9 protein-coding genes and 1 pseudogene are annotated in these 9,153 nt (G+C 71.7%); 2 read left to right on the top strand and 8 right to left on the bottom strand.

Annotated features, from left to right (window positions below; translation table 11 throughout):
* A pseudogene (locus LXN57_RS15520) lies at nt 1-629 on the bottom strand (DUF3800 domain-containing protein); the annotation flags it as partial.
* A complete protein-coding gene (locus LXN57_RS15515; protein WP_251798868.1) occupies nt 626-1,990 on the bottom strand; it encodes a phosphotransferase family protein in 1,365 nt (454 codons plus the stop codon). The pseudogene LXN57_RS15520 and the gene LXN57_RS15515, both read right to left, overlap by 4 nt.
* Nucleotides 1,991-2,058: 68 nt before the next feature.
* Between LXN57_RS15515 and LXN57_RS15510 the strand changes: the two genes are divergently transcribed.
* Nucleotides 2,059-3,120 carry a hypothetical protein gene (locus LXN57_RS15510; protein WP_251798867.1) on the top strand — a complete coding sequence of 354 codons (1,062 nt, stop codon included), beginning with the start codon at nt 2,059-2,061 and terminating at the stop codon, nt 3,118-3,120.
* Here the strand turns inward: LXN57_RS15510 and LXN57_RS15505 are convergent.
* Both LXN57_RS15505 and LXN57_RS15500 read right to left on the bottom strand, forming a co-directional pair.
* Nucleotides 3,083-3,490, bottom strand: coding sequence for a cupin domain-containing protein (locus LXN57_RS15505; protein WP_251798866.1), 408 nt, complete (start codon nt 3,488-3,490; stop codon nt 3,083-3,085). The genes LXN57_RS15510 and LXN57_RS15505 overlap by 38 nt on opposite strands.
* Before the next feature lie 346 nt (nt 3,491-3,836).
* Nucleotides 3,837-4,796: a hypothetical protein gene (locus tag LXN57_RS15500; RefSeq protein WP_251798865.1), complete on the bottom strand. Its 960-nt coding sequence runs from the start codon at nt 4,794-4,796 to the stop codon at nt 3,837-3,839.
* A gap of 259 nt (nt 4,797-5,055) precedes the next feature.
* Between LXN57_RS15500 and LXN57_RS15495 the strand changes: the two genes are divergently transcribed.
* Complete coding sequence (locus LXN57_RS15495) at nt 5,056-5,268, top strand: hypothetical protein (RefSeq protein WP_251798864.1); 213 nt, start codon at nt 5,056-5,058, stop codon at nt 5,266-5,268.
* Here LXN57_RS15495 and LXN57_RS15490 read toward each other — a convergent pair.
* From LXN57_RS15490 to LXN57_RS15475, 4 genes are all read right to left on the bottom strand, one after another.
* Nucleotides 5,237-5,596 (bottom strand): TfoX/Sxy family protein, encoded by a 360-nt coding sequence (locus tag LXN57_RS15490; protein ID WP_251798863.1) that lies wholly within the window; start codon nt 5,594-5,596, stop codon nt 5,237-5,239. The genes LXN57_RS15495 and LXN57_RS15490 overlap by 32 nt on opposite strands.
* Nucleotides 5,586-6,575: an allantoicase gene (alc, locus tag LXN57_RS15485; protein WP_251798862.1), complete on the bottom strand. Its 990-nt coding sequence runs from the start codon at nt 6,573-6,575 to the stop codon at nt 5,586-5,588. Before alc ends, LXN57_RS15490 begins: the two co-directional genes overlap by 11 nt.
* A complete protein-coding gene (gene allB / locus LXN57_RS15480; protein WP_251798861.1) occupies nt 6,575-7,888 on the bottom strand; it encodes an allantoinase AllB in 1,314 nt (437 codons plus the stop codon). Before allB ends, alc begins: the two co-directional genes overlap by 1 nt.
* Before the next feature lie 107 nt (nt 7,889-7,995).
* Complete coding sequence (locus LXN57_RS15475; protein ID WP_251798860.1) at nt 7,996-9,135, bottom strand: DUF6986 family protein; 1,140 nt, start codon at nt 9,133-9,135, stop codon at nt 7,996-7,998.
* Nucleotides 9,136-9,153: the final 18 nt, after the last annotated feature.

Here is a 9,153-nt window from a genome sequence, read left to right as displayed (position 1 = left end):
TCGCCAGCCAGCGCGTCGCGGGCCCGGTCGCCAGCCAGCGCGTCGCGGGCCCGGTCGCCAGCCAGCGCGTCGCGGGCCCGGTCGCCAGCCAGCGCGTCGCGGGCTCGCAGGAACCGTTCCACGGCCTGGCTCGCGGGCCGGCGCCGTTTGGCGCGGACCAGGTCGGTGAAGCTCGCGAGGAACGCTTTCCCGTCCTCCCCGGCATCGCGCAGGGCCCGATGCAGCGCGAAGGCGGCCGGCCGCCGATCCTGGGTCAGCCGGGTACCCGCGGCATACGACGGCTCGGCCAGCAGCAGGTCGATGACGCGGGTGACCAGGAAGAACTCCTTGTCGATGAGGTGCACGAGCGCGCGCCCACGCAAGGCGCCGAGGAAGAGTTCCAGCGCCTCCCGCGCCCGCGGTCCCCGCAGGAACGGCCCGGACTTCAGCTCGTGGGAGCTCGACCGCAACTCGGCGATCAACTGCCCGGCCTCGCCGGCGCTCAGGTCGACGCTCGCATGCGTGATCATCGGTGTCGACGGGTCGAGCAGGTTCGTGCCCGAGAACCCGGACTCGTCGCAAGCGATCTCCACCACCGGACCGGCCACCGCACCGGCCGGCGGCAGCCCTCCCTGCAGCGGCGTTCTCATCCGCGGGCGGTAGCCACGGCCGCGCTCAGGCCCTCGGGCACGTCGGTGGCGTGATAGGGCCACTCGGTGGGCTCGATGTTCTCGAGGAACTCGGAGTAGATGAGCGCACTCCGCAGATCCGCGACCGGGCGCATCAACTCGACGGCCCGTTCCGGGTCGGAGCCCGGCACCCCCTCCCGCCAGCGGTCGGCCCAGGCGGCCAGCAGCCCGTCACGCCCGGGCAAACTGGGGCCGCGCTCGCTGCCGTTGGTGCCGGCGTCGGTCAGGCGCAGGATGTCGAGCGCCGGGTGGCCGAGGACGCAGTCACCCCAGTCCATGATCGTGATCCGGCCGGCGTCGTCGGTGCGCACGTTGCCGGGGTGCAGATCGCCGTGGACGAGCGTGTCGGGCAGGCCGCAATCGGCGATCTCCGCGAAGCGCCGGGGCAGATCGGCGATGAGCTCCCGCAGCCCCGGGATGCCGTCGTAGTAGGGCTCGGCGATCCGGACGTATTCGGCGAGCGTCTTGTCGAGGCGTGCGTCGGGGATTCGCGCCAGCGCATCCGTGTGAACGGCGAAGTGAGCCTGGATCGGGTGGAACGCGGCGGCGATCCGGGCGCAAAGGTCAGCGCCGGCGCCGTAGCGGTCCTCGCCCGGGGCGTGGGCGAGCAGCATGCGGCCGTCCTCGCCGTCGGCGATCAGCTGCGGCACGAGGCCGGGCGCGACGCCGTCGATCAGCCGGATGGCGTGGGGCTCGTGCGCGAAGAACCGCGGCACCTGTTTCAGCCAGGCCACGGGGTTGCCGTCCTCGTCGTCGAACCGCCAGATGGCCGACAGGTTCCAGGTGCGGCACTGGTGAGCGGTGGTGCCCGGAACGATGCCGGTTGCCCACTCGATCGACGCGGTGGGTCCGCCGAGCTCGGCGTAGGGGGCGCGCTTGGCGTGCGGTTCGCGCCAATCCCCGCGGTACGCACGGTGGTCCCGACCCCCCGCTCCGCTGCTCGGGCTGCTCGACGTCGCCGCGGCGCCTGCGCTGCTCGGGTTGTTTGCGGTGGCTGCGCTGCTCGGGTTGTTTGCGGTGGCTGCGCTGCTCGGGTTGTTTGCGGTGGCTGCGCTGCTCGGGATTGTCGCGGTGTTGCGCTCGGCCGACGTACGCCGCCTGATTTTTCGGATATTTGCGGCTTCGTCGGTGAGTTCGGCGAGATAGGTGACGTGGCCGCCCGGCGGGCCGGCGGTGTCGCTGTACAGCAGGCGCAACACCTGCAGGCCGGGGCCGAAGTCGTCGACCTGTTGCCACCACGGACTCGGCGGCTCGAACGGCTCGGTCTCACCCAGCAGCTCGCCACCGGGGCTGACCAGCACCAACGTCACGGTTCTCGTCACGAACGCCAACCGTAGCCGAGCGTATCGATTCGTTCGCGCGAATTTCCGTCCGTCGGTACGATGCGCGGATGTTCGGACGCTCCGCCACCACCCTGCCCGAGCTCTGCACCGGCCTGGCCGAGGCGGTGATCCGACTCGACACGAAGGCCTCGACCAGGAACTATCGCGCCATTGTGGACCGCCTGCCCCAGGCCGAACCGGGCGAACTGAACGAGGCCCTGCCGCCGCTCCTCCCGGCCCTCGAACAGGTCGCCTTCGGCAACGGCGCGCTGCTGGCCACGCTGGTCGCGGGCCTGATCGAGCAGGGCGCCGACCCGCTGCCGGTGCTGCCGGTGCTGGCCGACCGGGTCTCCACCGGGCTCGAGCTGGCCGCCCAGTTCGGCGTGCTGTCCGAGAAGCTCGACGGGCCGGTGACCGCCCCGACGTCGGCCGACGAATACAAGGAGCTGCGCGAACGCCTCGTCCGGGCCGCGCCCCAGGCCGGGCTCAGCGTCGGCGAGGCCGGTGAGATCGCGCAGGCCTGGTTCACCGTCAACGACTGGATCCCCAGCCTGCTGCTGCCGCTGCAACAGAAGGGCGCGCGCCAGGCGCTGCCCGGCCGCGACCGGCTGACCGCCGCCACGGCCTCGATGACGACCCACGTCGAGGACGCGGTCTGGCTGTTCGGCCTGCTCGAGGTGCTCGACGACGAGCCGCTGCTGGTGCTGCACCGCCCGACCAGCCGGGCCTACGACCTGACCATCAGCGGGGTGAGCGACAACTTCCAGCTGCACACGCTGCTCGCCGCGACCCTGATCGGCGACGAGTCCCGCGGCCTGCTGCCCGGCGAGCCCCCGGAGGCAGCCTGGATCGCGGCCGCCACCGACGGCGACCTGATGCCCGCGAACGGCATCCGCGGCCAGTTCTACCTGGCCGACGCGACCGGCGAGACCATCTGGAACGAGGGCCGGCCGGCGGACATCCCACTGCTGGGCGACCACCGGTTGATCGTGCTCGACCCGCCGCCGTACGAACGCAGTTGGAACCTCGGCCGCGCCTACCCCCTGATGCTTCCCGAGGTGGTGCTCAACCGCATCCTGCCGGCCGACGAGGCTACGCAGTGGGCGTCGCGGGTGGCTCCGGCGGCCTGAGCTCCTGCCCCGCCGTGCTGTGCACGTGCGCCGGGATCTCCCCCTCGTGCCGGTCGCCGGTGGTGACCGTGCCCGACGGCTCGAACATGAGAATGGACCCGCCCGACGACGACGGCCGATGTTCGACCCCCTTGGGCACCACGAACACATCCCCGGGCCCGAGAGACACAGTGCGCTCCCGCAGCGCGATGTCGAGCTGCCCGTCGAGCACGAGAAAGAACTCGTCGGTGTCCTCGTGAACATGCCAGACGTGCTCGCCGCGAACATGCGCGATACGCACGTCGTAGTCGTTCATGCGCGTGACGATCCGCGGGCTGTAGACCTCGTCGAAGCTCGCCAGCGCCTCGGTCAGATTGATCGGCTGATCCATCCACCCAGCCTGCTCTCCCCGAAGCCGCCGCGCCAGGCAACAACCCGACCATGACGCAGTCGAGCACCTTCTCCAAGCGACCGCGCAAGGCCACACCTCACGAGTCACGCGGTCGAACACCGTCCCAAGCCACCGCGCTACGCAACATTTCGCGTCACGTGGTTGAGCACCTTCTCCAAGCTGCCGCGCTGGGCCACACCTCAAGCGTGACGCGGTCGAGCACCTTTCGAAGCCGCCGCGCTAGGCAACAACCTCAAGCGTCACGCGGTCGAGCACCTTTCGAAGCCGCCGCGCTAGGCAACAACCTCAAGCGTCACGCGGTCGAGCACCTTTCGAAGCCGCCGCGCTAGGCAACAACCTCAAGCGTCACGCGGTCGAGCACCTTTTCGAAGCCGAGCGCCCGGTGAGCGGCGACGTCGGCGGTCAGCACGAGGACGTGCTCCGCGACTCGAGCCGCCTCCTCGCAGGCCGCAGCAAAGACAGCGCCGGTGTCACCATCCGGAGCATAGGACGCGCTGACCCGGGTCATGCCGGCGACGACGCGGCTGCGACCGGCCATGGCCACGGGCCGGCCGTCGACCTCCCACAGTGTCAGGCCGCCGTAGCCCAGCGGCTCGTCGATGACGTACGCAAGATCGCTGGTATCCCCCGGGTTAGCCGCCATCAGCTCGTGGAACCACCCCACGACCAGCTCGCGGTCGGCCGGCGTGGCCCGGCGCGATCGTCCAGGTTCCCGTACGCCCGCCCGCAACTCGATCAGCCGGCAGAGCGCAACCCGGAACCGTTCCTCGAGCACCACACCCGCGCGTTCCCGCCAAGCGGATGCGACCCGTTCAGCATCCCGCCCGTCCACACCGAGACAACGATCCCCGGCCAGCACATCGACCAAAGACGGCAAAGCCGCGTCCGGTACGGGCGTGAGTACCGGCGGATGATTCGGCGCTCGCACAAACGCCGCCCCGACCACTCCGAACGCGTCGGTCCACCACCCGAAACCACGGTCGTCATCCGCCGCCGGCCGACACCCCTTCCCCGCGACGCCCTCGCCCGCAACTCCGGTCGCGCCCTGGGCGGAATCCCCGCCACCAGGTGCGGTCGCTTCCAGGTAGGCGGCTTCGGTCAGCAGGATCGTGTGGCCGACCGGGTCGGTAGCCAGAAAGTCGCCGGCGGCAGCCAGAAACACGCGCACGTCGGTGCAGGTAGACCAGGGCACCCCCCATCCTGGAGGGCCGGAAGCCCCCTGCGCAACGGCCTCACAAGTCGCGTCCGACCCGCGCACGGCGGCATTTGCTGCCAGGCCCGCCACGCCTCCCGCGCAACGACCCCCACCGCCCCGCCCGCCAGCCGCCCAGGTCGAGAAACGCCATCGGCCGCTTGCCATCCGGGTCGAGGGAAACGCCGTCACTCGCCAGCCGCTCCGGCCGAGGAAACACCGCCCGCCGCCAGCCGCTCCGGCCGAGGAACGCCGTCGGTCGCCGGTCGTTCGGTCAGGAATCGAGAAGCGCCGGCCAGGCTCTCTCTCCTAGCGTGACCTGCACAGACATCGCTTCGACGAGGAGTTACTGATGAACAAGTGGATCCGGCAGTTCCACCGCTGGGTGGCGGTCGCTTTCACCGTCACCGTGCTGGCCACCGTGGTCGCGCTCGCCCGGGAGGAACCGCTCCTGTGGGTCTCTTACACTCCGCTGCTGCCGCTGGCCCTCCTCTTCTTCTCGGGCGCCTATCTGTTCGCGCGCCCCTATCTGGTCAGGCGCCGCGCCGGCGCCTCGCAGGACTGACGCTCTCTTTCGGCGGCAGCGTCGCCACGTGGTCGTATGCCTCGGCCAGCCACCGATCCAGTTCGGGATCGTCGAGCCGGTCGCCCGCGACCAGGATCCAGCCGCGCATCGAGCGACCGCCCGACTCGAACGGCCGCACACCGGCCCGTTGCAGCGCCGCCGCCACCCCCTCGGGCCCGAGGCGCACGATCAGTTCGTCGCCGGAGACGCCCACCGTCATGTTGCCGTTGGTGAAGAACGCCAGCCCGCCGAACATCTTGCGCTCGGTGACGGCGGGATCGGTCAGCTTGTCGCGGAGCCGCTGCGCCAACGTCTCGTCATAGGCCATCCGTGTGCCTCCGGAACTGGTCTTCGAGGTAACCCGCGACCGGGCGGCCGTGCAGGCGCAGGCGGGCCATGCCGCCGTCGGGAAAGATGTCGAGCCGGACGTGGGCGGCGACGCGCCCCGCACGTACCGGGAAGCGGTGTGGTGTGTCGGGGCGCAACGCGACCCGGGGCAGCAGGTCGAACCATTCCTGACCGTCCTCGCTGCCGCGCAGCGAGGCCCAGCCGGGGGCGTTGCCCTTGAAGTGCGTGGTGTCGAGGTCGGCCAGCACGATCTCGGCCGGCGCGGCCAGGCCGACCGTCACCCAGTCGTTGGCGTCGTCGCGGCGGCGCGACGTCTCCCAGCCGTCGCCCATGTGCTGGGCGAGGCCGGGCATCAGCATGTGGCCCGGATGGCCGTAGAACATGTTGCTGCACCCGGTTATGCGGGCGCCGTGGGCCAGGGCCGCGACGTCGAAGACCTCGGGCAGCAACCGCGGGTCGGGCACCGAGGTGCCGTGGACGCGCAACCGGGCGACGCCACCGTCGGGAAAGATCGTGAGCCGGACGTGGGTGAAGCGCCGCTTCTCGGTCACGGCGAACAGGTTGCGGCTGTCGCCCTGCAGCGGCGACCTCGGCACGAGTGGCGTCCATTCGGCGGCGAGCAGCTCGGCGGGGCTGGGATAGCCGTCGACGGCCAGCCCGTCGACCGCCGCGTGGGGCGGGTAGTTGCCGGTGAAGAAGGCGGTGTCGATGTCGACGCCGCGGATGACGCCGGGCGCGCCGAGCCGCACGACGGCGGTGTCGTGGCCGGGTTCGCGGCGGCGGCGGGTCTCCCACCCGTCGTACACCTGGCCCTTGTGGTCGAAGGTGCGCGGCGCGAAGACCGGCGGCTGCGGGAGCACCAGATGGTCGGCCGCGGCGAAGAACTCGTCGTCGGCGTGGACGACACCGCCGCCGAGCGCCCGGGACGCCAGGTCGGGCAGGGTGACGAATTCTTCCATCAGGCAACCCTCCGGCTCAGGAACCGGCCGCGCGCGGTGCCGCCGGTGACGGCCTGGCCGCGCAGCCAGGTGGTGCGGACGACGCCGTGCAGCTTCTTTCCCGCGTACGGCGTCACGGGGTTCTTGTGGTGCAGCCGGGCCGGCTCGACGACGAAGGTGTCGTCGGGGTCGAACGCGACCAGATCGGCGTCGGCGCCCACCGCGATGCGGCCCTTGTCGTGCAGCCCGACCAGCTCGGCCGGACGCCGGGCCATCCACTCGGCGACCGCCGCCAACGAGTGACCCCGCGCGCGGGCGGCGCTCCAGATCACCGGCAGGCCCAGCTGCACCGACGCGATGCCGCCCCAGGCCGCCGCGAAGTCGCCGGTGTCGCGCCTCTTGAGCTCGGGCGTGCAGGGCGAGTGGTCGCTGACGACGCAGGTGATCAAACCGTCGGCCAGGGCCTGCCAGAGCTGGTCGGCGTTGGCCGCGTCGCGGATGGGCGGGCAGCACTTGAACTCGGTCGCGCCGTCGGGGATGTGGGCGGCATCGAGGGTCAGGTAGTGGGGGCAGGTCTCGGCGGTGACGCGCAGGCCCTCGGCCTGCGCGGCCGCGATCAACGGAAGGGCCGACGCGGCCGAGAGGTGCAGGATGTGCACGCGGCCGCCGGTGGCGCGCGCCGCCTCGACGGCGGTGGCGACCGCCGCGTGCTCGGCCTCGGCCGGCCGCGAACCGAGGAACGCGGCGTAGCCGGCCGGGCCGGAGAGCTCGCCGAGATGCTCGGGATCCTCGGCGTGGACGACGAACTGGGCGTCGACCGTCTCGAGGGCCTGGCGCAGCTCGGCCGCCGACACGGGCGGGAACTCGGGCACGCCGGAATCGGCCAGGAAGGCCTTGAAACCGAACACCCCGGCCGCGTGCAGCGCCGGCAGCTCGGCCGCGTTACCGGGCACGGCGCCGCCCCAGAAGCCCACGTCGACGAACGTCTGCCCGCTCGCGGCCGCCTGTTTGATCTGCAGGGCCTCGACGTCGACGGTCGGCGGCAGGCTGTTGAGCGGCATGTCGACGATCACCGTGACGCCCCCGGCCGCGGCGGCCCGGGTGGCCGAGGCGAAGCCCTCCCATTCCGTACGCCCGGGCTCGTTGACGTGCACGTGCGTGTCGACCAGCCCCGGCAGCAGCGCGGTCTCGCCCAGATCGGTGTCGACGGCCGCCTCGAACTCGTCGTCGTAGCCGCCCACCGCCACGATCGTGCCCGCCGCGACCGCCACGGCAGCCGCCCGCTCACCACCCTCGGTAACCACCCGCCGCGACCGCAACACCAGCTCGACCATGAGCAGAAGCCTAACTTTCCCGTACGACAGAAAAGTGAAGATCGGCGGCGGCGCTGCCGGATCGGGAGCACTCCATTGAGGACGAGCGACGTGCCGGGCTTCGGACGTCAGAGGAACGCCAGCAGCTCGTCCCGGCTGAAGGTGGCGTCGGTCAGCGCGCCGCAGTTGAGGCCGCGGAGCAGATAGGTGGCCAGTGCGCGGGCGGTGGCGGGCTCGTCGGCGATGCCGCCCTCCTGCCGGTCGAGGTAGCGCCGCAGCCGGGTGACCGCGGCGTCGCGGCCCTCGCGGAAGAACGTGTACGTGGCGGCGTAGCGGGTCGGCAACTGGGCCGGGTGCAGATCCCAGCCCTGATAGAAGCCGCGTTCCAGGGAGCGCCCGACCAGGCGGTGGTGGACCTCCCAGGCCGACTGCACCTCTTCGCGCGAGCCGACGGGCAGGATGTTGGTCGAGCCGTCGGACAGGCGAACCCCGGTCTGCGCGGCCGCGACCTGCATGACCGCCTTGGCGTGGTCGGCCACCGGATGGTCCATGGCCTGGTAGGCCGCCGCCACCCCGGCCGCGGCGCTGTAGTCGTACGTGCCGTAGTGCAAGCCCGTGCAGCGGCCGCCGGCCGCGGTGAGGAGCCGCGCCACGGTGGCTGTGCCGTCGGTCGCGAGCACGGCGGCGGGCAGCTCGATCTGGATCTCGAAGCGCAGCGTCCCGGCGGCCAGGCCGTACCCGTTCTCGAGCCGTTCGAGCAGCGTCACCATGGCCGTCACCTGGTCGGCGCCACTCACCTTGGGCAGCGTGACGATGAAGTCGGCGTCCTGATAGGACGACAGGAACAGGTCGAGCGTCCGCAGCGACCGCCGCCGGGTCGCGGCCTCGAGCGACTTGACGCGCAACCCGACGAAGGGCGGCCGTTCACCCGCGCGCAGGATCGTCGCCGCCTTGCGGACAGCCGCATCCTCCTGATCGTCGTCGCGGACGCCGTAGCCGTCCTCGAAGTCGACGCGCAGGTCTTCGATCGGCTCGCTCGCCAGCTTGGCGCGGACGCCCGGCACCGACCACGGGAAGTCGTGCAGTTCCATCACCCGCAGCGCCTCGGCCCCCCACTCGCGGAAGCCGTCGAGGCGGTCGGCCGGGATGTAGACGGTGTGCACGGGCTGCCGATCGGCGCTCTCGCCCGGATAGCGCGCGGCGAGGAACGCGTCGTGCGCCGCCAGCAGCCCGTCGGCCTCGTCGTAGTCGGCGCCGGTGAGCCGCATCAGCCGGCCGATCCGACG

The organism is Paractinoplanes hotanensis (assembly GCF_023717965.1).
Taxonomy (GTDB): domain Bacteria; phylum Actinomycetota; class Actinomycetes; order Mycobacteriales; family Micromonosporaceae; genus Actinoplanes; species Actinoplanes polyasparticus.
The sequence above is the reverse complement of the archived record's forward strand: the minus strand, read 5'-3'. Positions and strand labels throughout refer to the sequence as shown.

Excerpts from the sequence above, each read along its gene's own strand:
- LXN57_RS15475 (WP_251798860.1), bottom strand. The coding sequence starts at position 9,135 with ATGCGGCTCACCGGCGCCGACTACGACGAGGCCGACGGGCTGCTGGCG.
- LXN57_RS15510 (WP_251798867.1), top strand. The coding sequence starts at position 2,059 with ATGTTCGGACGCTCCGCCACCACCCTGCCCGAGCTCTGCACCGGCCTG.
- alc (WP_251798862.1), bottom strand. The coding sequence starts at position 6,575 with ATGGAAGAATTCGTCACCCTGCCCGACCTGGCGTCCCGGGCGCTCGGC.
- LXN57_RS15490 (WP_251798863.1), bottom strand. The coding sequence starts at position 5,596 with ATGGCCTATGACGAGACGTTGGCGCAGCGGCTCCGCGACAAGCTGACC.
- LXN57_RS15495 (WP_251798864.1), top strand. The coding sequence starts at position 5,056 with ATGAACAAGTGGATCCGGCAGTTCCACCGCTGGGTGGCGGTCGCTTTC.
- allB (WP_251798861.1), bottom strand. The coding sequence starts at position 7,888 with ATGGTCGAGCTGGTGTTGCGGTCGCGGCGGGTGGTTACCGAGGGTGGT.
- LXN57_RS15505 (WP_251798866.1), bottom strand. The coding sequence starts at position 3,490 with ATGGATCAGCCGATCAATCTGACCGAGGCGCTGGCGAGCTTCGACGAG.